The sequence below is a fragment of the Rhodococcus sp. MTM3W5.2 genome, from assembly GCF_001984015.1.
Taxonomy (GTDB): Bacteria; Actinomycetota; Actinomycetes; order Mycobacteriales; family Mycobacteriaceae; genus Rhodococcus_G; species Rhodococcus_G oryzae.
In genome coordinates this window covers 1,660,629-1,684,088 of sequence record NZ_CP019572.1, presented here as the reverse complement: position 1 = coordinate 1,684,088, position 23,460 = coordinate 1,660,629, and the positions used below count along the sequence as shown (strand labels likewise).

The window sequence follows — 23,460 nt, the reverse complement described above, 5'->3', positions numbered from 1 at the left end:
ATACTCCGGCTTCAGCGGTGCGATGGGCCAGACCGGACGCGGGCTCGGCGGCGGCAACCCGCTCGGGCGGGGCTCGGGCACCGCTCCCCCGAGATCGGCAAGGCCCCACCCGCCAGCGAAGCGGCAGCAGCTCGGACCCGCTGGGCAGCAGCGAGGGCGTCGAGATCTTCCTGCCCGACGGCAGCACCGCGATGGCGCCGAACCGGGAGGCCGCGGACGCGGTCCGCAACGCGCTCAGCCAGCAGGGCGTGCCCTACGAGTGGGGTGGCACCACTCCCGGCCAGGGCCTGGACTGCTCCGGGCTCACCCAGTGGGCGTACGGCGAGGCAGGCGTGGAGATCCCCCGGCTCGCCCAGGAACAGAACGTGGGCGTCCCGGTGAACCAGTCCGACCTGCAGCCCGGCGACCTCGCCGTCTGGGACGGCCACGTCGCGATGGTGATCGGAAACGGCCAGATGGTCGAGGCAGGGGATCCGGTGCAGGTGAGCTCGGTCCGCACCGAGAACATCGGCATGGGCTTCCATGGCTTCTACAGGCCGACCGAATGAGCGCCGACGAGGTCGCGGTCGCGACGGTGGGAAATCGCGCGGGAACCGTCACCGTGCGCGCCACCGATCAGGGCCTGCCCCTGGCGATCCACATCGACCAGCGCGAACTCCGTTATGGCGGAATGCAACTGGCCGCCTCGATCCTCGAGGTCTGCACGCGCGCCGCGGCGGAGGCGAAGGTCCGCAGGCGCGCCGACCTGACCGAGCAGGGCGTGCCCGCCGAGGTACTCGACGCGCTCGGCCTGCCGACCAGGAACGAGCTGGCCGCCGCCGCGTACCAGGAGGACGAGGAAGAAGCCGCCCCCACGAGCTGGATGCGGCAGCTGTGAACGAACGAAGGACGACGCCGTGAACAGCGGACACCAGATGGATCTCGTGGTCGAGCGTGCGACCGGCATGGCCAACCACCTCGAGGACGCGCTGCACAACCTCACCCGGGCGCGGGCCCGGGTGACCCACGAATCGGGTCTGGTGAGCGTCGAGGTCGACGAGAACGGCGGGATGAGCGGCCTGTGGATCACCGAGTCGATCGCCCATGTCGACTCCCGTGAGCTCGCTGCGATGATCACCGCCACCGCGGCAAGGGCAGCCCAGATGGTGGCCGATCGCCGGGAACGGATACTGGCGTCGCTGCAGGCCGCGTTCACCGACTAGGCTGCCAGCCATGGCAGGAGACATCGTCCCGATCCAGCTCGGTCTCACCGATGGTGACCTCGTCACGCTGTGGGCTCCCCGGTGGCGCGAGGGGGACGACGAGTGGGAGGCGTTCCTCGGCCACGACGAGGATCTCTACGCCTTCGAATCGGTCGCCGAACTGGCCGCGTTCACCCGCACCAACTCGGACAACGACCTGGTCGAGCACCCGTCGTGGTCGACGTTGTCGGCCTTGGGGGCCTCCGAGCTGGAACCCGACGATACGCACGTCTACGACCTGGTCGGCGTGCCCGAACTCGCCGCGGGGGATCCGGACGCCCTGACCATCGCCGAACTCGAGGAGACCCTCGAGATGGTGCGCACCATCGGCGAGGTGTGCGAGCTCGACGCCGTCACCAAGTTCTTCGGCGGCCATCCCGTCCTCGGGGCACTGCCCGGCGGGGTGAACGCCTTCACGGGCCGCGACGGCGAGGAGCTGTGGGTCCAGATCGGCACCGCGGTCGCGAGCGGTTGGGACGACGTGCTCGACGCGATCGACGCGATCGTCGCGACCCCCGAGGTCGACAAGGCCGCCGTCGCGGTCGCCGAGGCCGAAATCCTTGCCGCCGAGGAGAACATCGTCGACGCAGAGGACGCCGCGGAGGAATCCGACGATGACGAGGACGACCTCGAGTTCATGACGGTCGACCTCGACGACGACACCGTCGACCCGATCGCCCTGGCCGCCGAGGACGAGTCGTTCTGGGCGTCCGTCGGCATCGACCCGATCAAGATCATCACCTCGGGCGCGGAGTACTACACGCTGCGGTGCTACCTCGACGACGATCCGATCTTCCTTGGCAGGTCGGGCCGCATCCTGGTCTTCACCTCGGAGCGCGCGTTGGCCCGCTACCTGGCCGACAACCACGACCACGACCTCGCACAGGTGAGCACCTACTCGGACGTGCAGACCGCGGCGGTCGACGGCGCGCTCGAGATCGAGGTCACGGACGAGAACGTCTACGTACTGCCGGGTCTCGCGGACGATCTCGCGCAGGGACCCCAGTCGGTCGACGCGGACCAGCTCGACCTCGCGGTCGAACTGTTCACCGACGCAGCCGATTACGCGGACGACGACTCGACCGAGCAGGCACTCGCCGCCTCCACGCCGCTCGGCTGGTACGTCTCGTACACGCTCAACCCCGACCCGACCCGAATGGCACCGAACCCGCCGTTCGATGCCGAGTCGGAGGCCTGGCGGGTGCTCGAGCGCGAGTTCGAGGCGCGCCTGCGGGTCGAGTGATCGGCTAGCCGATCAGCACCGCATAGCCGGGTTTGACCACCTCGTCGATCAGGCGCAGCCGCTCGGGGAACGGGATGAACGCGGACTTCATCGCGTTGATCGTGAACCGCTCCAGGTCGCTCCAGCCGTAACCGAACGTCGTGACCAGCTTCAGCATCTCCTCGCTCATGCTGGTCGCGCTCATCAGCCGGTTGTCGGTGTTCACCGTGACGCGGAAGCGCTCCCTCGCCAGCAGGTCGAAGGGGTGCTTCTCCAGGCTCTCCACCGCACCGGTCTGCACGTTCGAACTCGGGCACAGCTCCAATGGGATGCGCTTGTCCCGCACGTAGTTCGCGAGCCTGCCGAGGCTCGCGGTGCCGTCCGAGGCCACGGTGATGTCGTCCGTGATCCGCACCCCGTGGCCGAGCCGATCCGCGCCGCAGAAGGCGATGGCCTCGTGGATGGACGGCAGTCCGAACGCCTCGCCTGCATGGATGGTGAAGTGCGCGTTGCTCGTCCGCATGTACTCGAATGCGTCGAGGTGCCTGCTCGGCGGATGCCCGGCCTCGGCGCCCGCGATGTCGAATCCGACCACCCCGCGATCCCGGAACCGCACGGCCAGTTCCGCGATCTCCCGCGACCTGGCGGCGTGCCGCATGGCGGTGAGCAGACAGCCGATCCGGAGCTCGCGTCCGAGTTCGCGTGCCGAGGCCACACCCTCCTCGAACCCGAGCAGCGTGTGGTGCACCACCTCGTCGAGGCTCAGACCCGCCTCCAGGTGCTGCTCCGGGGCGAACCTCACCTCGGCGTAGACCACCGAGTCCGCGGCCAGGTCCTCGGCACACTCCCTGGCGACCCGGGCCAGCCCCTCCGGAGTCTGCATCACCGCGACCGTGTGCTCGAAGGTCTCCAGATAGCGCACCAGGGAGCCGCTGCCCGCGGCCTCCGCGAACCACTCCGCCAGCGAGTCGGCGTCATCGGCGGGCAGGGCGTCGTAGCCGACCTGCCGAGCCAGCTCGAGCACGGTCGCCGGCCGCAGTCCGCCGTCGAGGTGATCGTGCAGGAGTGCCTTGGGTGCGGTCCTGATGTGGGCGAGATCGAGCGGTGTCGGGCTCATGCTCCGACGCTAGACCCGCTCAGGCCGATCCGCTCGAAGACCAGCGGCGTCGACGGCGGCGTGTCGCCGACGCTCCACGCGCCCGCAAGGGCGGCCAGCGCCGGGTCGAACAGGCGCGGCGTGTCGCTGTACAGCGTGAACAGCGGCTGACCAGCGGCGACGGTCTCGCCGGGTTTGGCGTGCCAGCGCACCCCCGCGCCTGCCTGCACGGCCTGACCCTGACGCTCGCGGCCCGCGCCGAGCCGCCAGGCCGCGACACCGACGGCCATGGCGTCGAGCCGGGTCAGCACACCGGACTCGGTCGCCCGCACGACCTCGTGATGGCGGGCGGTCGGCAGGGCGGCGCGTGGGTCCCCGCCCTGTGCGCGGACCATCGACCGCCAGCGATCCATCGCCCGCCCGTCGCGCAGCGCCCGCTCCGGGTCGATCCCGTCGATGCCCGCCGCCGCGAGCATCTCCCTGGCGAGCGTCAGCGTCAGTTCCACGACATCGGCAGGCCCGCCGCCCGCGAGCACCTCCAGCGACTCCGCCACCTCGAGGGCGTTGCCCGCGGTGTTGCCGAGCGGGCTGTCCATCGCGGTGAGCAGGGCGACCGTGCGGACCCCGGCATCCGCGCCGAGATCGACCATGGTTGACGCCAATTCGCGCGCGTCGTCGAGGTTCTTCATGAAGGCACCGGCGCCGACCTTCACATCGAGCACCAGCGCCCCGGTCCCCTCCGCGATCTTCTTGCTCATGATCGAGCTGGCGATCAGCGGGATGGACTCGACGGTGCCGGTCACATCGCGGAGCGCGTAGAGCCTGCGGTCGGCGGGCGCCAGGCCCGAGCCCGCGGCGCACACCACCGCGCCGACGTCGGGGTCCGCCAGGATCGAGTGGATCTCCTCGGCACCGAGGTCGGCTCGCCAGCCAGGAATCGACTCCAGCTTGTCGAGGGTGCCCCCGGTGTGGCCGAGGCCGCGCCCGGACAGTTGCGGGACGGCCGCCCCGCAGGCCGCCACCAGCGGGGCCAGCGGCAGGGTGATCTTGTCGCCGACACCGCCGGTCGAGTGCTTGTCCACGGTCGGCCTGCGCAGGCGCGAGAAGTCCATCCGGCCGCCCGAGGCGACCATCGCATCCGTCCATGCGGCGGTTTCCGCCCTGGTGAGTCCGCGGAAGACGATCGCCATGGCCAGCGCCGACATCTGCTCGTCCGCGACCTCGCCCCTGGTGTACGCGTCGATCACCCAGTGGATCTGTGCCGCGCTGAGCTCACAGCCGTCCCGCTTGGCTGTGATGACGGAGACGGGATCGGTCATGACCTCGCCCCTCGGTCCTGCCGCACCCGGTCCAGGTCCTGCGGCCCGAACGCCGCAGGTAGGAGCTCTGCGAGCGGCACGGGTCCGCCGGGAGCGTCGACCAGGAGGTCGCCGCCGCCGTGCTCGAGCAGCAGTTGTCTGCAGCGCCCGCACGGCATCAGCGTCTGCCCGCTGCCGTCCCGGCAACTGAAGGCGACGAGGGTCCCGCCGCCCGAGGAGTGCAAGTTACTGACCAGTCCACATTCGGCGCACAGGCCGAGTCCGTATGAGACATTTTCCACATTGCATCCGACGACGATTCGTCCATCGTCGACCAGCGCCGCCGCGCCAACCGGGAACCCGGAGTAGGGTGCGTAGGCGGATCTCATGGCGCGATCAGCATTGTCGCGCAACGTTTTCCAATCGATTTGGGCCACGGTGAGCCATCCTGGCATGCCCACTGAATGGATGCAGAAGATCCCCGAGATGGCCCCTCGGGCCATTGGACAGGCAAACCTAAGAAGGCCGCCACCTCGTCGTACGAACCGCATCTCGAATTAGTTCCCCCATTGGACGGGGATTACAGTTCAGGCAGTCGGTTCAGGTACACGTCGCGCCAAGGCTGAAAACTCCAGGGTCGTCCCAGATGAAACAGCCAAACGGGGTGCGGCACGTCCACCAAAGACGTTGGAGGCACAGCACTCGATGAGTAGCACGACTGAAGCCGCTCCGGCGAAGGAGCGCACACGGTCGCTATACCGGGGCGACCCCGGCATGTGGTCCTGGGTTCTACACCGGATCACCGGAGTCGCGACATTCTTCTTTCTCTTCGTCCACGTTCTCGACACCGCACTGGTGCGAGTCAACCCGGACACCTACGACCGGGTCATCGAGACCTACAAGAACCCGCTCGTCGGGCTCATGGAGCTCGCCCTGGTCGCGATGGTTCTCTACCACGCACTCAATGGCGTCCGCGTGATGCTCGTCGACTTCTGGTCGAAGGGTCCGCAGTACCAGCGCCCGATGCTCTGGATCATCATCGCGATCTGGTTCGTCGTGATGATTCCCGGCGCCGGTCGCATCTTCTACAACATGTTTGCGGGGCACTGACATGACTGAAGCCAAGACTCTCGGCACGTCCTACGACCGTCCCGCCAGCCTGGAGAACCCGCGCTCGCCGCGCCGCGTCGCGAAGAACAACTTCGAGCTCTACGCCTGGCTGTTCATGCGCCTGTCCGGACTCGCGCTGATCGTGCTGGTCCTGGGCCACCTGTTCATCATGCTGATGGTGGACAACGGCGTGCACCGCATCAACTTCGCGTTCGTCGCGGGTCGCTGGTCCAGCCCGTTCTGGCAGTTCTGGGACCTCACCATGCTCTGGCTCGCCCAGCTGCACGGCGGCAACGGCCTGCGCACCGTGATCGCGGACTACTCGCGCAAGGATTCGACGCGCTTCTGGCTCAACACGGTTCTCGTGGTGTCGATGATCCTGATCATGGGCCTGGGCACCTACGTCATCTTCACCTTCGACCCCAATATCGTCGCGAGCTAGGGGAGCAGAAACTTCATGCAGGAACATCGTTATGACGTGGTCATCGTCGGTGCCGGCGGCGCCGGCATGCGCGCAGCCATCGAGGCCGGTCCTCGGGTGCGCACCGCGGTCCTGACCAAGCTCTACCCCACCCGCAGCCACACCGGCGCGGCCCAGGGCGGCATGTGCGCCGCGCTGGCGAACGTGGAGGAAGACAACTGGGAGTGGCACACCTTCGACACCGTCAAGGGCGGCGACTACCTCGCCGACCAGGACGCGGTCGAGATCATGGCCAAGGAAGCCATCGACGCGGTCCTCGACCTCGAGAAGATGGGTCTGCCGTTCAACCGGACCCCCGAGGGCAAGATCGACCAGCGCCGCTTCGGTGGGCACACCCGTGACCACGGCAAGGCGCCCGTGCGCCGTGCGTGTTACGCCGCGGACCGCACCGGTCACATGATCCTGCAGACGCTCTACCAGAACTGCGTCAAGCACGACGTCGAGTTCTTCAACGAGTTCTACGCGCTCGACATCGCGCTGACCGAGACCGAGGAGGGCCCCGTCGCGACGGGTGTCATCGCCTACGAGCTCTCCACCGGCGAGATCCACGTCTTCCATGCCAAGTCCATCGTGTTCGCCACCGGCGGCTCGGGACGCATGTACAAGACCACCTCCAACGCCCACACCCTCACCGGTGACGGCATGGGCATCATCTTCCGCAAGGGCCTGCCCCTGGAGGACATGGAGTTCCACCAGTTCCATCCGACAGGCCTCGCCGGCCTCGGCATCCTGATCTCGGAGGCCGTCCGAGGCGAGGGCGGCATCCTCCGCAACGCGGACGGTGAGCGCTTCATGGAGCGCTACGCCCCCACCATCAAGGACCTCGCGCCCCGCGACATCGTGGCCCGTTCCATGGTGCTCGAGGTGCTCGAGGGCCGCGGCGCAGGCCCGAACAAGGATTACGTCTACATCGACGTGACCCACCTCGGCGAGGAGGTGCTCGAGGAGAAGCTCCCCGACATCACCGAGTTCGCCCGTACCTACCTGGGCGTTGACCCCGTCACCGAGCTGGTGCCCGTGTACCCGACCTGTCACTACGTGATGGGCGGCATCCCCACCAAGATCCGCGGTGAGGTGCTGCGCAACAACGACGACATCGTTCCCGGCCTGTACGCCGCGGGCGAGTGCGCCTGCGTCTCCGTGCACGGCGCGAACCGTCTCGGCACCAACTCGCTGCTCGACATCAACGTGTTCGGCCGTCGCGCCGGCATCGCGGCCGCCGAGCACGCCGAGAACACCGACTTCGTGCCGCTGCCGGAGAACCCGGCGAAGATGGTCGAGGAGTGGCTCGCGGTCATCCTGTCCGACCACGGCAGCGAGCGGGTCGCGGACATCCGCACCGAGCTGCAGCAGACCATGGACAACAACGCGTCCGTGTTCCGCACCGAGACCACGCTGAGCAACGCGCTCAAGGACGTCCGCGCCCTCAAGGAGCGGTACAACCACATCACCGTGCAGGACAAGGGCAAGCGCTACAACAGCGACCTGCTCGAGGCCGTCGAGCTCGGCTTCCTGCTGGAGATGGCGGAGGTGACCGTCGTCGGCGCGCTCAACCGCAAGGAGTCCCGCGGCGGCCACGCGCGCGAGGACTACCCGGACCGCAACGACGCCGAGTACATGCAGCACACCATGGCCTACAAGGAAGGCGACGGTCTGCTCTCCGACATCCGTCTCGACTACAAGCCGGTAGTCATGACCCGCTACGAGCCGATGGAGCGTAAGTACTGATGTCCGCACCCGTTGTAGACAAGGACGCCCCCGCGCTGCCGCCCGTTCCCGAGGGCGCCGTGATGGTGACCCTCAAGATCGCCCGCTTCAACCCGGAGGACGGCGAGGGCCAGCACTGGGACAGCTTCCAGGTCCCGACCCTGCCCACCGACCGCCTGCTGAACCTGCTGCTCTACGTGAAGGGCTACCTGGACGGCACGCTGACGTTCCGTCGCTCCTGCGCGCACGGCGTCTGCGGTTCCGATGCCATGCGCATCAACGGCGTGAACCGGCTCGCCTGCAAGGTCCTGATGCGCGACATGCTGCCGAAGGACCCCAGCAAGACCCTCACCATCACGGTCGAGCCCATCAAGGGTCTGCCGGTGGAGAAGGACCTGCTCGTGGACATGGAGCCCTTCTTCGACGCGTTCCGCGCCGTGAAGCCGTTCCTCATGACCACCGGCAACGAGCCGACCCGCGAGCGCATCCAGTCGCAGGCCGACCGTGCGCGCTTCGATGACACCACCAAGTGCATCCTCTGCGCGTGCTGCACCACCTCGTGCCCGGTGTACTGGAGCGACGGCAGCTACTTCGGCCCCGCCGCGATCGTCAACGCGCACCGGTTCATCTTCGACAGCCGCGACGAGGGTGCCTCGGAGCGTCTGGACATCCTGAACGACAAGGATGGCGTGTGGCGCTGCCGCACCACCTTCAACTGCACCGACGCGTGCCCCCGTGGCATCCAGGTGACGAAGGCGATCCAGGAAGTCAAGCGCGCGCTTCTGTTCGCGCGGTAGGCAATTCAGACACGAAGGCGCGGTTCCCGGCAACGGGAACCGCGCCTTTTGTCATTCCCTCCCCGGGCCAGGTCGGGCGAGGAGAGCGCCGCCGCCTCCCGCGTCCACCCGGGTTCCGAAGTCGCGACCGAGTCCGTCGAGGACCCCGCGTAGCCATTCGGCGTCGGCGGCGCAGGCACGGCGCAGCCGCATCCGCCGGGACTGCATCGGCACGATCCGGAACTCGCGCAGCTCGTGCGTCCCGGCATCGAGGGTGAGCAGATACAGTGGCCTGAGGTCGTCCCGGAACCGTTCGTATCCACCGATCCCCTCGTAGTCGTTGATCAGGTCGCCGCAGCCGTACAGGATCGGCCTGCCTCGGTAGATCTCGACGGGGCGCGGGTGGTGCGACGAATGACCGTGGACGATGTCGACGCCGCCGTCGACCAGCCGGTGCGCGAACCTCACCTGCGCCCCTGACACGCCGAAACCCCAGTTCGATCCCCAGTGGACGGAGGCCACCACGAGGTCGCCCTCGCGGCGCGCCCGCAGCGTCCGGTTGATCACGGCGTCGGCGCCGCTGTTCGACAGGTCCGCGAGCAGCGCCAGACCCGGGCGGCCGCCGCTAGCCGCGTCCAGGGGCGAGACACCGGCGGACTCGGCGCCCATCGACCAGATCAGCACGCGGCCCGCTGCGGTGTGCACCGCCACCGGAGCCCAGGCCTGCCGGGCGGTCCGGCCCGCGCCCGCGTGCCGGACGCCCGCGCGGCGAAGCGTGCGCAGTGTCTCCTCGAGACCGCGGATGCCGAAGTCCAGGATGTGGTTGTTCGCCAGGACGCAGACGTCGATGTCGGCGGCGGTGAGCACCCCGATGTTCGACGGGTGCATCCGATAGTTGATCCCTTGGGCGCGTAGTCATCGGAGGTCGTGACGGCGGTCTCCAGGTTGATCACCCGAAGGTCGGGCCCGGACTCCTCGAGGACCTCCAGCGCCCCGCCCCAAGGCCAGTCGTAGTCGACCGGCACGGCGATCGCGCCGTTCACCCGCTCGGCCAACGAAACGTACTCGCGCGCGTCGCGAACGCAGCGCTCACGCAGCGCAGGCGAGCCAGGACAGGGCAGGATCTGGTCCACACCCCTGCCGGTCATCACGTCCCCGGCGAGGAACAGCGTGATCGTCTCCGCCATTCGTCCATCACCCAGATCCACGGTAGTCACCCCGGACCACCGCAGTCGGCGGCTACCGGTCGACCACGGTCATGTCGAAGTGGTACATGGTCGCGCGGTAGACGTGGCTGCCGAACTCCACCACCCGGCCCTCGTCGTCGAAGGCGGTGCGATTCATCGTCAACAACGGCGCCCTGACCTTCTCGTCGAGCAGCGCGGCCTCGGCCCGGTCGGCGGCCTTGGCCCCTATCCGTTGCCGCGCGAGGCGGATGTGCACGCCGCGGGTGCGCAACGACTGGTACAGCCCGTGCGTCTCCAGTTCCTCTGGACCGGGTGCGAGCGACGCGGGCAGATGGTTGGTCATCAACGCAAGCGGCTCGCCGTTGCTCAGCCGCAGCCGGCGGATGGTCGCGACGTCTTCCTTGCCGAGCAGGTTCAGCTCCCGCGCGACGTCCTCGGTCGGCGCACCGACCCGGTACTCGAGCAGCGTGGTGGTCGGGTTCTGGCCTGCCTTGGCGAGGTCGTCGAAGAGACTGGTCAGCTCGATCGGCCGGTGTACCGGGCCCTGCACGACCTGGGTTCCGACGCCGCGCTTGCGCACCAGCAGTCCCTTGTCGACCAGTTCCGCGATGGCGCGCCTGGCGGTGGGCCGGGACAGGTTCAGTCGCTTGGCGAGATCAAGCTCGTTCTCGAACCGGTCCCCGGCCCCAGGTCACCGCCGAGGATGGCGCCCTCGATCGCCTGTGCCAGCTGGAAGTACAGCGGCACCGGACTCGACCGGTCGAGTTCAACGGCAAGCGGTGCAGCCACTCTCGGCTCCGATCATCGACGGCGACCGCGCCCGTGCGGCCACCGAAAAGCAGGCTGAGGCGAAGATTAACACCAGTCGACCAAAAGTTAGAATGTCAGGACAAATGGTTGACATTCCCCCGCGGAGTGGCGCAGAGTTTGCATCAGAGATCAGTCTCCATCAACGTCGGGAGTCTCTCTTGGCAAACACGGGAAATCGACTGTTCGACGTGCTCGCCATCGGGCGATGCGGCGTCGATCTCTATCCGATGCAGACCGGTGTCGGCCTCGAGGACGCTCAGCTCTTCGGCAAGTTCCTGGGCGGCAGCGCGGCAAATGTGGCCGTCGCGGCGGCCCGCCTCGGCCTCCGCAGCGCGCTGATCTCCGGCGTCGGCAGCGATCCGTTCGGCGCGTTCGTACGCGCGGAACTCGCCCGCCTCGGTGTCGACAACCGGTACGTCCGCACGGATCGGGAGTACCCGACACCGATCACGTTCTGCGAGATCTTCCCGCCCGATCGGTTCCCGCTGTACTTCTACCGCCGCCCCGCCGCGCCGGATCTGCAGCTGCGCGCGGACGAGATCGACACCGCGGCCGTCCGGTCCGCGGCGCTGTACTGGTCGACTCTGACCGGCCTGTCCGAACAACCAAGCCGCGACGCTCATTTCGCCGCGTGGCTGGCGCGGGGCCGCGCTCGGCACACGGTGCTCGACCTCGACTACCGGCCGATGTTCTGGGACTCCCCCGCATCGGCCACCGCCGTGGCGCGGCGGGCACTACAACAGGTCAGCGTGGCGGTGGGAAATCTCGAGGAGTGCGAGATCGCGGTCGGCGAGTGCGATCCACGCCGGGCGGCCGACGCGCTGCTCGACCTCGGCGTCGAGCTCGCGGTCGTCAAACGTGGGCCCGCAGGCGTGCTCGCCAGAACGCGGGACGAGACGGTGACCGTCCCGCCCGTCACGGTCGAGGTGGTCAACGGGCTCGGCGCGGGTGACGGCTTCGGCGGCAGCCTCTGTCACGGCCTGCTCGCCGGCTGGCCGCTGGAGAAGACGCTGCGCCATGCCAACGCTGCGGGCGCCATCGTCGCCTCGCGCCTGGAATGCTCCACCGCGATGCCGACGTCGGACGAGGTCGCGGCCCTCGCCGAACAGTCCGCCGTGGGGGCCGTCGATGCCTGACGCGTACCACCTCCCCGCGGGCACCGCCGCCGACGGCCCGTTCGCGCTGACCATCACCCCGAAGTCGGCGGGCTGGAGCGCGTCGAGCCTGTGGATCCTCGAGCGACCGCCGGGCGGGCAGGTCAACCTCGACTCCGGCGACGACGAGATCATCGTGCTGCCACTGTCGGGGTCCGCCGCGGTGGGCTGCGAGGGTCGCGAGATCGCCCTCGCCGGTCGGCAATCGGTGTTCGACGGACCGAGCGATTTCAGCTACGTCGGGCGGGGACGTGCGTACGCGGTGAGCAGCATGGACGGCGGTCGCTTCGCCCTGTGCGGCGCGCGGGCGGCAACCGACTTCCCGTTCCGCCACGTCGCGGCCGCCGCGGTCCCGGTCGAGCTGCGCGGCGCCGGGCACTGCAGTCGTCAGGTGCACAACTTCGCGATGACCGACACCTTCGACGCCGATTCGATCCTCGCCTGCGAGGTGATCACCCCGGCGGGCAACTGGTCCTCGTACCCCAGCCACAAGCACGACGAGGAGACCGCACACGAGTCCGCGCTCGAGGAGATCTACTACTTCGAGTTCGGCGAGACCGGCGGGCGGTCGGTGGATCTCGACCGGCGCGGGTTCGGGTTCCACCGGGTGTACGGCACGCCGGAGCGACCGATCGACGTGCTGGCCGAGGTGCGCACCGGGGACGCCGTACTGGTCCCGCACGGCTACCACGGGCCCTCCGCGGCCGCGCCCGGCTACGACATGTACTACCTGAACGTGATGTCCGGGACGGGCACCGGGCGGTCCTGGCGGATCGTCGACGACCCCGCCCACGCCTGGGTCAGGCAGACCTGGCTCGGCCAGGACGTCGACCCCCGGCTGCCCCTCCCCCGGACCACAGGAGCGTGAGCGTGGCTGAGCGACAGGACATACCGAACACCGAAGCGACGGTGCGGCTCTCGGTCGCCCAGGCCGCCGTGCGGTTCCTGGCGAACCAGGTCACCGAGCGCGACGGCGCCCGCGCCCGGCTGTTCGCCGGCGTTCTCGGGATCTTCGGTCACGGCAACGTCGCCGGCCTCGGGCAGGCGCTGCTGGAGGCCGAGCTCGAGGACCCGGGCCTGATGCCATACGTGCTCGGACGCAACGAACAGGCGATGGTGCACACCGCCGCCGCGTACGCCAGGGCGCGCGGCCGGCTGCAGACCTGGGCGGTGACGACGAGCGTCGGACCGGGTGCGACGAACATGATCACCGGCGCCGCGCTCGCCACCATCAACCACCTGCCGGTGCTGCTGCTGCCTGCCGACACCTTCGCCACCCGGGTCGGCGCCCCGGTCCTGCAGGAGCTGGAGCTTCCCGCCAGCGGCGACGTCACGGTGAACGACGCCTTCCGGCCGGTGTCGCGGTACTTCGACCGGGTGTGGCGGCCCGAGCAGCTGCCCGCGGCCCTGCTCGGCGCGATGCGGGTGCTCACCGATCCGGTCGAGACCGGGGCGGTGACCGTGGCGATCCCGCAGGACGTGCAGACCCAGGCGCACGACTGGCCCGCATCGCTTTTCGCGGAGCGGGTCTGGCACATCGGACGCCCGCTGCCGCAGCGCGCCGCGCTCGCGCGCGCGGTCGAGGTGATCCGTGCGGGACGCAGACCGCTCATCGTCGCCGGTGGCGGCGTCCTCTACTCGGACGCATCCGAGTCGCTGGCCCGGTTCGCCGAGCTCACCGGGATCCCGGTGGCGGTGACCCAGTCCGGCAAGGGCGCGCTGGCGTCGGAGCACCCGCAGTCCGTCGGTGCGGTCGGCGCCACCGGGACCACCGCCGCGAACGAGCTCGCCGCCGCTGCCGACGTGGTGATCGGGATCGGCACCCGGTACACCGACTTCACCACCTCCTCCCGGTCGGCGTTCGCCGATCCGGGCGTGCGGTTCGTCAACATCAACGTCGCCTCCGCGGACGCCGCGAAGCTGTCCGGGGTGAGCGTGGTCGCGGATGCCAGGGAGGCGCTCGATGCCCTCACCGCGGAGCTCCACGATCACCGGGTGGCGCGGGAATACCGGATGCGGGCAACCGAGTTGGTGACGGTCTGGGATGCCGCCGTCGGCGCGGCCTATCGCTCCGCGGGCGCGGGCCTCACCCAGACCGAGGTGATAGGGCTGGTGAACACGCTCTCCGACCCGACGGACGTGGTCGTGTGCGCCGCGGGCTCGCTACCGGGTGACCTGCACAAGCTGTGGCGGGTGCGCGACCGCGCGGGCTATCACGTGGAGTACGGCTATTCCTGCATGGGATACGAGGTGGCCGGCGGCCTCGGCGTCGCGATGGCCTGCCCCGGGCGCGATGTGTTCGTGATGGTCGGCGACGGTTCGTATCTGATGATGGCCACCGAACTGGTGACGGCGGTCCAGGAAGGGATCAAGGTGATCGTCGTGCTGGTCGACAACCACGGGTTCGCCTCGATCGGATCGCTGTCGGAATCGGTTGGCTCGCAGCGCTTCGGCACCCGATACCGGTACCGGTCGCCGGACGGCCGACTCGACGGCGGACCGCTGCCGGTCGACCTCGCCGCGAACGCCGCCAGTCTCGGCGTCGACGTCATCTCGGCCCGCACCGCGAGCGAGTTCACCGACGCCGTCAAGACCGCCAAGGCGAGCGCGCGCAGCACGGTGTTGTATGTCGAGACCGACCCGCTGGCCTCCGCGCCGGACAGCGGGTCCTGGTGGGATGTACCGGTTTCCGAGGTCTCGACCCTGCCGTCCGCCCGGCAGGCCCGCGCGGGGTACGAATCCCGCAAGCGGGCACAGCGGCACCATCTGCGCCCGTCCGAGAGCGCAGAGACACACCGAGCGGCTGGAGAGGAGCCACTATGAGCGTGATCCGCGTCGGATCGGCGCCCGTCTCCTGGGGCGTGTGGTTCGGTACGGACCCGCGACAGGTGCCGTACGGGCGGTTCCTCGACGAGGTGTCCGCGGCCGGCTACCGGTGGATCGAGCTGGGCCCCTTCGGATATCTGCCCACCGACCCGCAGCGGCTCCGCGACGAGCTCGGCGCCCGCGACCTCCGGCTGTCCGCCGGTACCGTATTCGAGCGCCTGCACCAGCCCGGTTCCTGGGATGCGGTCTGGGATGCGGTCCGCCGGGTGGCCGCGCTGACAGCCGGGGCCGGCGGGAGCCAGGTGGTGGTGATACCCGAGATGTGGCGCGATCCCGCGACCGGGACCGTGCGCGAGGACAGCCGCCTCACCCCGGAGCAGTGGCGCGCCAAGACGTCAGGGGTCGACCGGCTCGGCCGGGAGATGTTCGAGGAGTTCGGGGTGGCGCTGCGCTACCACCCACATGCCGACAGTCACGTCGGCAGGCAGGACGAGGTGGTCCGGTTCCTCGAGGACACCGATCCGAGGTTCGTCAACCTGTGCCTGGACACCGGCCACATCAGCTACTGCGGCGGCGACAACCTCGCGATCATCGACGACTACCCGGACCGCATCGGCTACCTGCATCTCAAGCAGGTCGATCCGGCCATCGTCGCCAAGGCCGCCGAGCAGGACCTGACGTTCGGCGAGGCCGTCATGCTCGGGGTGATGGTCGAACCGCCGCGCGGTGTCCCCGAGCTGCGCCCGCTGCTCGCCGCGGTGGAGAAACTGGACGTCGACCTGTTCGCGATCGTCGAGCAGGACCTGTATCCGTGTGCGGGCGACGTGCCGCTCCCCATCGCCGCACGCACCCAGAAATACCTGTCGGGATGCGGTGTCCCGGCTCTCCGGTTCGACTGATCAGGAGGAGCACACCATGTCTGGTACCGAGGACCTGCGGGTGGCCGTGCTTGGCGTCGGCGTCATGGGAGCCGATCACGTGGACCGGATCAACAGGCGGATCAGCGGCGCGCGGGTCACGGTGATCAGCGACGTCTCTGCGGAACGGGCCGCGGAGGTCGGGGCGAGCGCACCGGATGCGCAACTGGTGGTCGATCCGTTCGAGGCCATCGCCGTCGAGGACGTGGACGCGGTACTGCTCGCCACGCCCAGTGCCGTGCATGCCGAGCAGGCACTCGCCTGCGTGAACGCGGGCAAGCCGGTGCTCTGCGAGAAGCCGTTGGCCACCGACTCCGAGAGCGCACTCGAGATCGTCAGGCGGGAAGCGGAACTCGGCCGGCGGCTCGTGCAGGTCGGGTTCATGCGCCGGTTCGATCATGAGCACCAGCGGCTCAAGTCCCTGATCGATGCGGGCGAGCTCGGGCAGCCCCTCGTGATGCACTGCGTCCACCGGAACCCTGCGGTGCCGCCGCAGTGCGACAGCGCGGCGGTGATCTGGAACTCGGTGGTGCACGAGATCGACGCGACGCGGTACCTGCTGAGCGAGGAGGTCATGGCGATCACGGTCCTGCGACCGACGCCGAGCTCCCATGCGGAGGAAGGACTTCAGGACCCACAGCTGGTGATCCTCGAGACCGAGACCGGCCGGATGGTGGACATCGAGGCCTTCGTCACGAGCGGGGTCGGCTACGAGGTGCGGACCGAGGTCGTCGGCGAGCGGGGCAGCGCCATGATCGGCCTCGACGTCGGGCTGGTGCGGCGGACCGACCCCGGCCGGTGGGGCGGTCAGATCACGCCCGGCTTCCGGGAGCGGTTCGGGCAGGCCTACGACAACGAGGTCCAGCGCTGGGTGGACGCCGTCCGGGCAGGAGGCGGAACCGGCGACTGCGTCGACGGCCCTGGCGCCTGGGACGGGTATGCCGCCGCCGCAGTGTGCACGGCCGGGATCCGATCGCTGGAGACCTGGGACCGGATCGAGGTGGACATGGTGCCCCGCTCGACCGTCGGCGGGTCCGGATCAGCGGGGGTCGCGCCCGAGCAGCCCGAGTAACCGGTCCTGGAGCGGGGCGTCGGCCGGGACCGCCACCTCCGGCCCGTACACCTCGATGCCGGGCCCGAACGCGCCCGGCGTCCGGAGCTTCTGCATCAGCTCGGCCGGGATCGCCAGGGCACTCGACCACAGCCGGGCGACGTCCTCGGGATCCATCGCGTCGTGCTGGCCGGTCGCACGGGCGAGGTCCCATCCGTGCAGCACAAGATCGTCACTGAGGACCTCGTCTATCTGCCGCTCGACCGACATCCGCCCGGTCGGGGTGTCGCACTCGGCCTCGGCCAGCTCCCGGGAGTCGAGCACCTCCTGGACATCGGCGCGGGCCGCCAGGAACGCCGCGAGCGGATCGTCCCCGACCGAGGGCGCCGGACCGAGGTCGCGATGGACCGGACGCAGCATGGCCGCGTGCATGGCGACGATGTGCGCCACCACGTCACGTGCCGTCCAGGCCTCACACGGGGACTGCGCGGACCACTGTCCCGGCTCGACGGCGGCGATCTTTCGCTCAAAGGCCCCGGCACGACGGCGGTAGCGGTCGGAGATCGGATTCACGGTCACGATTGCTTCCTCGCGCTGATCTGCAGCCGAACGTAATCGAGAACCGGTTCGGGCAGCCGTTCGGCAACGGCGTGCACGAACGGCCTGCGCTCGTCCACGGGCAGCTCACGCAGCTGGGCGCCGAGCACAACGGTGCCGATGAATGCTTCCAGTTGCTCGCCGCGCTCGAGGCTCGCCGGATCTTCGACCAGGCGGACGTCGATGTCGGTGAATCCCGCGTCCCGTAGGCGATCGGTCGTCTCGGCGGCACCGGCGAAGTTCCAGATCTCGCTGCCGTCGGCGCCGCTCACGGCTCGCAGGGCAGTACGGAAGGTCCCGAGGTTGCCCGCGCCTCCCGCCTCGGCAACGAATCTCCCACCTGGCCGCAGCACCGCGGCCACATTGCGAAATACCGCGTCGTGGTCCGGCAGCCAGTGCAGGGTGGCCACGCTCAGCGCCGCATCCACCGATCGCGGCAGGACCATCGGTTCGCGAACGTCCGTATGAAGGACGACGATCCTGTCCAACTGTGATGCCAGCCGGGTGCGTAGCTCGCGCAACATCTGCGCGGAGCCGTCCACAGCGATGACCTGGCCCCGTGGGAGCAATCCGAGAAGCCGTTCGGCATCCCGCCCCGTCCCACAGCCGAGATCGAGCACGGTCTCGCTGCCGCCCAACTCCAGCCGCGCGATCGCGGCCGCGCCCCATTGCTTGTGCGGCAGCGGCAGCGCGTCGTACGTTCGGGCGTCCCATTCCAGCAACTCCACAACGGCCCCTCCCTGTTGCCTACATTCCAACACAGTCGCGTCCATTATTTAAGACACGATAACCATATGTTGGGATTGCTAGCGGGCGACGCTCACGCGGTCTCGGTGCCCGACCCCAGCCGGGGAAAGGGCTCGGTGGAGAACACGACCTCGACCGCCACCTCGAAGTACGCCGCGATCCGCAACGCCAGGTGCAGGCTGGGGCTGTACTCGCCGCGTTCGAGGTAGCCCACGGTCTGATAGTGGACGCCCAGTGCCTCGGCCAGTTCCCGCCGCGAGATGCCCCGCTCGGCGCGGAGCATCGCGATGCGGTTGTAGATGACCTCAGAAGGCACGCTGCATCGCCTTGTCCCGCCGCTCGGCCATGCTCGATCCTGATTCGTGACGCGCCATGCGTCGCAACACTACCGGCGCGATCAGCAGACCCGCGGCCGCCCAAACGCCCAGCACCGCTGCGGTCTCGAGGTGCCGCCAGGACTGGCCGATCTCGATGGCGACCGCCTCGTCGGGCAGCAGCGCCGACCGCATGCCGAGGCCGAGCCAATACATCGGGAAGGACTGGCCGACGGCCTGCAGCCAGCCCGGCGACGCGGTGATCGGATAGAAGATGCCCGAGATGGCGATCAATCCCATCAGTGGCATCGTCAGCAGAAAGGCCGTCCGCGTGTCGAGCACGCTGCCCAGGATCGCGCCGAACGGCAGCACGGCCAGCAGCCCCAAGGCCACCACCCACACGAAGGTCACCACCGCGCCCGGCCCGGACAGCGAGGAGCCGCCGATGATCACCATGCCCACCCCGAGCACGACAACCACCTGCACGATCACCGATCCGGCGGAGGCCACGATCTTGCCGACGAAGTAGCCGGTCATGCCCCGCGGCACCGCCTTGGCGCGCAAGAGCGTGCCGTCCTCGCGGTCCAGCACCAGCACGTTGAGCAGGGCATACATGCCGTTGAACGCGATGATGCTGCCGAGCAGACCCGGCACTGCCAACTCGGCGACGGACAGCCCGCTGTCGCCGTACATCCGGTTACGCAGCAGGAACAGAACGGCGAGCGAGATTGCGGGCGTGAGGAACTGACCGATCAGGTCGGGGCCATTGGTGTACAGCTGCCGCAGTTCGATCACGCCGCGGGCAAAACCGGCCCGGGTGGCAGTGGCGTTCATCGGGTGACCTCCGCGAGGGTGTGGACGGGCTCGGTCGCTTCGCCGGACTCGGCGCGCTTGACCAGGGTCATGTAGGTGTCTTCCAGCGAGGCGCGGCGCACCTCGAGGTCTGCGATGCTCTCGCCGTGCTGCTTGAACAGCTCGTGCACGTACTTCGTCGACTCGGTGTCCCACCGGCGTTGGACCCGGTCGGTGGAATAGGGGCGGCAGTAGGCGCCGAGATGGGCGAGAAGCTCGCGCACCCGCCACTTCGCGTGATCGCGCCAGGATTGCAGCACGACGCCGATCCGAGCGCGCCACTGTTCGTCGCCCTGCTCCGGGTCGACACCTAAGACCTCGACGCGCCCGGCCGAGCGGCCACGGAAGCCCTCCAGGATTTCGATGGTGGTGGTCTTGCCCGCCCCGTTCGGGCCGAGCATGACCAGCACCTCGCCGCGCCGTGCCTGGAATGTCACGTCACGCAGAACCTCGTTCGTGTCGTACTGCATTCGCAGCGTGTCGACATCGAGAACAACCCCATTGTCCGAAGTCATGAACCCTCCCTGTAATCAATCTTCGATTATTTGTAGCATACCTACTACATTCAGAGGCATCAATGCTTCGCCTGACAATCTTTCGATGCGGAGACTCGGACCCCGGCACCGTCGAGATGCACTTCCGGTGACCCCACGCGTCATGCAAGCTGGTGGCTTTGCAGAGGAGTTCCCAGATGACGGCCGGCAGTGAGGGCACATGAGTGATGCGGGTTTGACGGGGATGACGGTTCGGCATCTGCAGTACTTCGTGGAGGTCGCGCGGGAACGGAATTTCACTCGCGCGGCAGCACGGCTGCATGTGGCGCAGCAGGGTGTCAGTGAGCAGGTTCGTCAGCTGGAGCGGCTACTGGGTGTGCGATTGCTGGACCGGTCGTCGCGACGGGTCGAGTTAACCTCGGCTGGTGCGGCCTTCTTCGTGGAGGCGGCGACGCTGCTGACGCGGCTCGATCACGCGGCGGAGCAGGCGCGCACCCTGCATCGCGAGGAGTCCGGACTGCTGCGTGTCGGCTTCGGGGAGGGTGCGGCGTTGACGTTGACCGAACCGATCCTGGACGAGGTGCGGGCTCGGCATCCCGGGATTCAGTTGGAGTTGCGGCAGTTCAACTATGACGATCCTTCGGCGGGCCTGTCCGCGGGCGTGGTGGACGTCGCGTTCGTGCGGTTGCCGGTCGACACCGCGGGTTTGGCCACGGAACGACTGTTCGCCGAACCGGTGGTGCTGGCCTGCGCAGCAGGACATCAGCTGGCCGCACGGGCATCGGTGCGGGTGTCGGATGTGCTCGCCGAGCCGATGCTGGGTTCGTCGACCGGTGACGCGGTGTGGAACGGGTTCTGGCAGCTCGAGCAGTTCCGCGCGGGGCGGCAGCGCCGGTCGTGTCGCGGTCGACCACACTGCTCGAGGAGATGGCCAAGGTGATGGCCGGTGTCGGGGTCGTGGTGACCGCGGCGGCGGCGCGGTGGCTGCCGTTCCCGGGGGTGTCCTATGTGCGGATCGAGGACGCTCCTCCGAGCGTGATGGTGGTCGCGGCGCGGGCCGATCACCGGACGCCCCTGGTGGAGTCGTTCTTCGAGGCCTGCCGTGTGGTGCGGCAGGGGCATCCGGAGCTGGTGGCGGCGGTGGAGTCCGCGACCGCTACCACCGCGCCGTGGTCGATCGACAACCAGAATCCGTAGTTCGACGCGAAGCCGATGTTTCCGCTCCTGGCCGGGTGTTCCTAGTGTCTGTCGCATGCCTGACAGCACGACCTGGACCAACTTTGCCGGCGATCAAACCTGCCACCCCGCCGCGCTGGAACGGCCGAACGACCGCACGGAACTGGCCGCGGCGATCGAACGCGCCACCGCCGCCGGCCACACGGTCCGAGTGGCCGGTGGCGGGCATTCGTTCACCGATGGCGTGCTCACCGACGGAACACTGATCAGTCTCACGGGAATGGATCGGGTGCTCGACATCGATCCTCGGTCCGGCCTGGTGCGGTGCGAGGCCGGTGTCTCCCTTGGTGCGTTGAGCGCGGCGATGTGGCGGCACGGGCTGGCCTTCGCCAACCTGGGTGACATCGACGTGCAGTCCATCGCGGGCGCGACCGCGACCGGCACCCACGGCGCGGGGATCGGACTGCCCAATCTGTCGGCAGCGCTGCAGTCGATCGAACTGACCCTGGCCGATGGCCGCGCCCTCGAAATCGATGCCTCCCAACCGGATCTACACCGGGCGGCGCGGATCTCGCTGGGTGCGCTGGGCGTTGTCAGCGCCGTCACGCTCCAGGCGGTGCCGGCGTTCAGGCTCGAAAGTGCCGAAACCACGATGGGTTTGGACGAGGTTCTGGCGGGCCTGGACGAAATGGTCGACGGAAATGATCACTTCGGATTCTTCGCCTTCGGTCACAGCGCGAAGGTGATGACCAAGACCTGGAACCGCACCGACCTGCCGGAGCGCCCGCTGCGACCGGCACGGGAATGGTTCGAGGATGTGGCCCTGACCAACTACGGGTACTGGGGAGCGTGTGCGGTCGGACGCGCGGTCCCGGCCTGGATTCCCACGATCAACCGGTTGTGCACGCGCTTTTCCGGCACCCGCCACGTCGTCGATCGGTCCTACCGCGTGTTCGCCACACCGCGTTTGGTGCCGATCACCGAGATGGAGTACGCCATCGGCCGCGAGCACGCGGCCAATGCAGTGCGCCGGGTCCTCGCGGTCGCCGAACGCCATCCCGCGCCGACCCCACTGGAAGTGCGGTTCGTCGGCGCCGATGACGCCCTGCTCAGCCCCGCTCACGAGCGCGCCAGCTGCTACATCGCCGTCCACCAGTTCAAGGGCCTACCGTGGGCACCGTACTTCAGCGAAGTGGAGCGGATCATGATGGAGTACCGCGGCCGACCGCATTGGGGGAAAAGGCATTTCCGTTCCGCGGAATCGTTGCGCGATGCCTACCCGGGGTGGGATCGCTTCGCGGCCATCCGCGCCGACCTCGACCCCCACGGAGTTTTCACCAACCCGCACCTCGAGCACGTGCTGGGACCGGTCCAGTCATGACCGAGACGCTTCTACACCAACGCTTTCCCGCCCTGAAGGCGAGTCTGCCCCGGCTGCGCCTCGGCTCGGGGCCGACTCCGGTGCGGGAGTTGACCCACCTGCCCACGGCGGCGGGCCCGGTGTGGCTCAAAGACGAGGGCGCCTACGGCGACGGCGGCTGGGGTGGCAACAAGGTCCGCAAACTGGAATGGCTGCTGGCCGACGCCGTGCGACGCGATCGCCGGACCGTGATCACCGTCGGCGGACTGGGTACCAACTGGGGCCTGGCCACCGCCCGCTACGGCCGCGAGCACGGACTGGACACGGTGCTCGCCCTGGTCGACCAACCCGTGGACGATCACGTGCGGGCTCAGCTGGACCGCTTGCGCGACAGCGGTGCGCGACTGTACTTCACCCGCACCAAGATTCGCACCGTCGCCGCCGCGCCATTGCTGCTCGCCCGGTACCGCCGCGCCTGCGTCATCCCGCCTGGCGGATCCAACGCGGTGGGTGCGCTCGGCTACGTCGAGATGGCACTGGAGCTGGCCGAGCAGATCCGGGCAGGGGCGTTGCCCCGGCCCGGCAGCATCGTCGTCCCCGTCGGTTCCGGAGGCACCGCCGCGGGCCTGTGCCTTGGCCTGGAGTTGGCCGGGCTCGCCGACGTCACCGTCACCGCCGTCGTCGTCAACGACACCCTGCACCTGGACCAGCACACCATCCACCGACTGGCCCGCCGCACCGCGACGCTGCTGACCGCGCGCGGCGCGGATCTTCCGGCCCTGCAGCTGTCACCACAGCGACTGACCGTCACTCGCGCCTGGTTGGGCACCGGCTACGGACACCCCACCCCGGCGGCGCTGACCGCGCTGGCCGTGGCAAGAGAACACGAGAATCTCGCATTGGAACCGGTGTACACCGGCAAAGCCATGGCAGCCGTGCTCGACCTCACCGCGGACGACAAACCGGGCACCGAGACTCCCGTGTTGTTCCTCAACACGAACGGACCCCGATGAATCCCGTTACCGGCACGCGGCCATGCCACGA

The 23,460-nt window shown here is 68.8% G+C and carries 25 protein-coding genes and 2 pseudogenes; 17 read left to right on the top strand and 10 right to left on the bottom strand.

The genetic code is table 11. From position 1 onward, the window contains the following. Positions 1-17: 17 nt before the first annotated feature. The 4 genes from BTZ20_RS26210 to BTZ20_RS07735 are packed head-to-tail and all read left to right on the top strand — an operon-like array spanning position 18 to position 2,484. Positions 18-548: a C40 family peptidase gene (locus tag BTZ20_RS26210; protein WP_411269114.1), complete on the top strand. Its 531-nt coding sequence runs from the start codon at positions 18-20 to the stop codon at positions 546-548. After that, the gene (locus BTZ20_RS07745; protein WP_077040957.1) at positions 545-877 is read left to right on the top strand and encodes a hypothetical protein; all 333 of its coding nucleotides are present in this window, start codon (positions 545-547) and stop codon (positions 875-877) included. The genes BTZ20_RS26210 and BTZ20_RS07745 overlap by 4 nt, the downstream gene beginning before the upstream one ends. Positions 878-896: 19 nt before the next feature. Beyond that, complete coding sequence (locus BTZ20_RS07740) at positions 897-1,202, top strand: YbaB/EbfC family nucleoid-associated protein (RefSeq protein WP_083742578.1); 306 nt, start codon at positions 897-899, stop codon at positions 1,200-1,202. 10 nt (positions 1,203-1,212) lie between these two features. After that, positions 1,213-2,484: a primosomal protein gene (locus tag BTZ20_RS07735; RefSeq protein WP_077040956.1), complete on the top strand. Its 1,272-nt coding sequence runs from the start codon at positions 1,213-1,215 to the stop codon at positions 2,482-2,484. Positions 2,485-2,488: 4 nt separating this feature from the next. Here BTZ20_RS07735 and BTZ20_RS07730 read toward each other — a convergent pair whose 3' ends face one another. Genes BTZ20_RS07730 through BTZ20_RS07720 form a run of 3 tightly spaced genes read right to left on the bottom strand, consistent with a single transcriptional unit; the run spans position 2,489 to position 5,294 of the window. Then, positions 2,489-3,580, bottom strand: coding sequence for an adenosine deaminase (locus tag BTZ20_RS07730; RefSeq protein ID WP_077040955.1), 1,092 nt, complete (start codon positions 3,578-3,580; stop codon positions 2,489-2,491). Then, the gene (locus BTZ20_RS07725) at positions 3,577-4,878 is read right to left on the bottom strand and encodes a thymidine phosphorylase (RefSeq protein WP_077040954.1); all 1,302 of its coding nucleotides are present in this window, start codon (positions 4,876-4,878) and stop codon (positions 3,577-3,579) included. Before BTZ20_RS07725 ends, BTZ20_RS07730 begins: the two co-directional genes overlap by 4 nt. Further along, entirely contained in the window at positions 4,875-5,294 is a 420-nt protein-coding gene (locus BTZ20_RS07720) for a cytidine deaminase (RefSeq protein WP_145982248.1), read from the bottom strand. Before BTZ20_RS07720 ends, BTZ20_RS07725 begins: the two co-directional genes overlap by 4 nt. A gap of 268 nt (positions 5,295-5,562) precedes the next feature. Here BTZ20_RS07720 and sdhC point away from each other — a divergent pair, with 268 nt between their 5' ends. Genes sdhC through BTZ20_RS07700 form a run of 4 tightly spaced genes read left to right on the top strand, consistent with a single transcriptional unit; the run spans position 5,563 to position 8,952 of the window. Beyond that, positions 5,563-5,967, top strand: a complete 405-nt coding sequence (gene sdhC / locus BTZ20_RS07715) for a succinate dehydrogenase, cytochrome b556 subunit (RefSeq protein WP_072753666.1) — start codon at positions 5,563-5,565, stop codon at positions 5,965-5,967. A gap of 1 nt (position 5,968) precedes the next feature. Continuing rightward, a complete protein-coding gene (locus BTZ20_RS07710; protein ID WP_077040953.1) occupies positions 5,969-6,409 on the top strand; it encodes a succinate dehydrogenase hydrophobic membrane anchor subunit in 441 nt (146 codons plus the stop codon). A 15-nt stretch (positions 6,410-6,424) separates the two neighbouring features. Beyond that, positions 6,425-8,176, top strand: a complete 1,752-nt coding sequence (gene sdhA / locus BTZ20_RS07705) for a succinate dehydrogenase flavoprotein subunit (RefSeq protein ID WP_077040952.1) — start codon at positions 6,425-6,427, stop codon at positions 8,174-8,176. After that, complete coding sequence (locus BTZ20_RS07700) at positions 8,176-8,952, top strand: succinate dehydrogenase iron-sulfur subunit (RefSeq protein ID WP_077040951.1); 777 nt, start codon at positions 8,176-8,178, stop codon at positions 8,950-8,952. Before sdhA ends, BTZ20_RS07700 begins: the two co-directional genes overlap by 1 nt. A 51-nt stretch (positions 8,953-9,003) precedes the next feature. Here the strand turns inward: BTZ20_RS07700 and BTZ20_RS07695 are convergent. Continuing rightward, positions 9,004-10,118 (bottom strand): annotated as a pseudogene (locus tag BTZ20_RS07695) (CapA family protein). A 52-nt stretch (positions 10,119-10,170) separates the two neighbouring features. Then, positions 10,171-10,907: pseudogene (locus BTZ20_RS07690) on the bottom strand (GntR family transcriptional regulator). A gap of 179 nt (positions 10,908-11,086) precedes the next feature. Here BTZ20_RS07690 and iolC point away from each other — a divergent pair. Genes iolC through BTZ20_RS07665 form a run of 5 tightly spaced genes read left to right on the top strand, consistent with a single transcriptional unit; the run spans position 11,087 to position 16,897 of the window. Continuing rightward, complete coding sequence (iolC, locus tag BTZ20_RS07685) at positions 11,087-12,064, top strand: 5-dehydro-2-deoxygluconokinase (protein ID WP_077040950.1); 978 nt, start codon at positions 11,087-11,089, stop codon at positions 12,062-12,064. Continuing rightward, the gene (gene iolB / locus BTZ20_RS07680; protein WP_077040949.1) at positions 12,057-12,950 is read left to right on the top strand and encodes a 5-deoxy-glucuronate isomerase; all 894 of its coding nucleotides are present in this window, start codon (positions 12,057-12,059) and stop codon (positions 12,948-12,950) included. The genes iolC and iolB overlap by 8 nt, the downstream gene beginning before the upstream one ends. A gap of 2 nt (positions 12,951-12,952) precedes the next feature. Next, the gene (gene iolD / locus BTZ20_RS07675) at positions 12,953-14,905 is read left to right on the top strand and encodes a 3D-(3,5/4)-trihydroxycyclohexane-1,2-dione acylhydrolase (decyclizing) (RefSeq protein WP_411269113.1); all 1,953 of its coding nucleotides are present in this window, start codon (positions 12,953-12,955) and stop codon (positions 14,903-14,905) included. Further along, positions 14,902-15,807 (top strand): sugar phosphate isomerase/epimerase family protein, encoded by a 906-nt coding sequence (locus BTZ20_RS07670; protein WP_077040947.1) that lies wholly within the window; start codon positions 14,902-14,904, stop codon positions 15,805-15,807. Before iolD ends, BTZ20_RS07670 begins: the two co-directional genes overlap by 4 nt. Positions 15,808-15,823: 16 nt before the next feature. Beyond that, positions 15,824-16,897, top strand: coding sequence for a Gfo/Idh/MocA family protein (locus tag BTZ20_RS07665; RefSeq protein WP_077043562.1), 1,074 nt, complete (start codon positions 15,824-15,826; stop codon positions 16,895-16,897). On the opposite strand, the gene BTZ20_RS07660 is transcribed toward BTZ20_RS07665, so the two are convergent. From BTZ20_RS07660 to BTZ20_RS07640, 5 genes are read right to left on the bottom strand one after another with little or no spacing between them, the layout of a single operon-like run. Further along, on the bottom strand, positions 16,865-17,455 hold the full coding sequence (locus tag BTZ20_RS07660; RefSeq protein ID WP_223263672.1) for a TIGR03086 family metal-binding protein: 591 nt from the start codon (positions 17,453-17,455) through the stop codon (positions 16,865-16,867). The genes BTZ20_RS07665 and BTZ20_RS07660 overlap by 33 nt on opposite strands. Beyond that, entirely contained in the window at positions 17,452-18,246 is a 795-nt protein-coding gene (locus BTZ20_RS07655; RefSeq protein ID WP_077040946.1) for a class I SAM-dependent methyltransferase, read from the bottom strand. The genes BTZ20_RS07660 and BTZ20_RS07655 overlap by 4 nt, the downstream gene beginning before the upstream one ends. A 47-nt stretch (positions 18,247-18,293) precedes the next feature. Continuing rightward, complete coding sequence (locus BTZ20_RS07650) at positions 18,294-18,536, bottom strand: helix-turn-helix transcriptional regulator (RefSeq protein ID WP_027500277.1); 243 nt, start codon at positions 18,534-18,536, stop codon at positions 18,294-18,296. After that, on the bottom strand, positions 18,526-19,368 hold the full coding sequence (locus BTZ20_RS07645) for an ABC transporter permease (protein WP_077040945.1): 843 nt from the start codon (positions 19,366-19,368) through the stop codon (positions 18,526-18,528). Before BTZ20_RS07645 ends, BTZ20_RS07650 begins: the two co-directional genes overlap by 11 nt. Further along, positions 19,365-19,901, bottom strand: coding sequence for an ATP-binding cassette domain-containing protein (locus BTZ20_RS07640; RefSeq protein ID WP_077040944.1), 537 nt, complete (start codon positions 19,899-19,901; stop codon positions 19,365-19,367). The genes BTZ20_RS07645 and BTZ20_RS07640 overlap by 4 nt, the downstream gene beginning before the upstream one ends. A 199-nt stretch (positions 19,902-20,100) precedes the next feature. Between BTZ20_RS07640 and BTZ20_RS07635 the strand changes: the two genes are divergently transcribed. From BTZ20_RS07635 to BTZ20_RS07620, 4 genes are read left to right on the top strand one after another with little or no spacing between them, the layout of a single operon-like run. Further along, positions 20,101-20,820: a LysR family transcriptional regulator gene (locus BTZ20_RS07635; RefSeq protein ID WP_083742576.1), complete on the top strand. Its 720-nt coding sequence runs from the start codon at positions 20,101-20,103 to the stop codon at positions 20,818-20,820. Next, entirely contained in the window at positions 20,808-21,077 is a 270-nt protein-coding gene (locus tag BTZ20_RS07630; RefSeq protein WP_077040942.1) for a hypothetical protein, read from the top strand. Before BTZ20_RS07635 ends, BTZ20_RS07630 begins: the two co-directional genes overlap by 13 nt. A gap of 55 nt (positions 21,078-21,132) precedes the next feature. Beyond that, entirely contained in the window at positions 21,133-22,437 is a 1,305-nt protein-coding gene (locus BTZ20_RS07625; RefSeq protein WP_077040941.1) for a D-arabinono-1,4-lactone oxidase, read from the top strand. Next, positions 22,434-23,429, top strand: coding sequence for a 1-aminocyclopropane-1-carboxylate deaminase/D-cysteine desulfhydrase (locus tag BTZ20_RS07620; protein ID WP_077040940.1), 996 nt, complete (start codon positions 22,434-22,436; stop codon positions 23,427-23,429). The genes BTZ20_RS07625 and BTZ20_RS07620 overlap by 4 nt, the downstream gene beginning before the upstream one ends. The last annotated feature ends 31 nt before the right edge of the window (positions 23,430-23,460 follow it).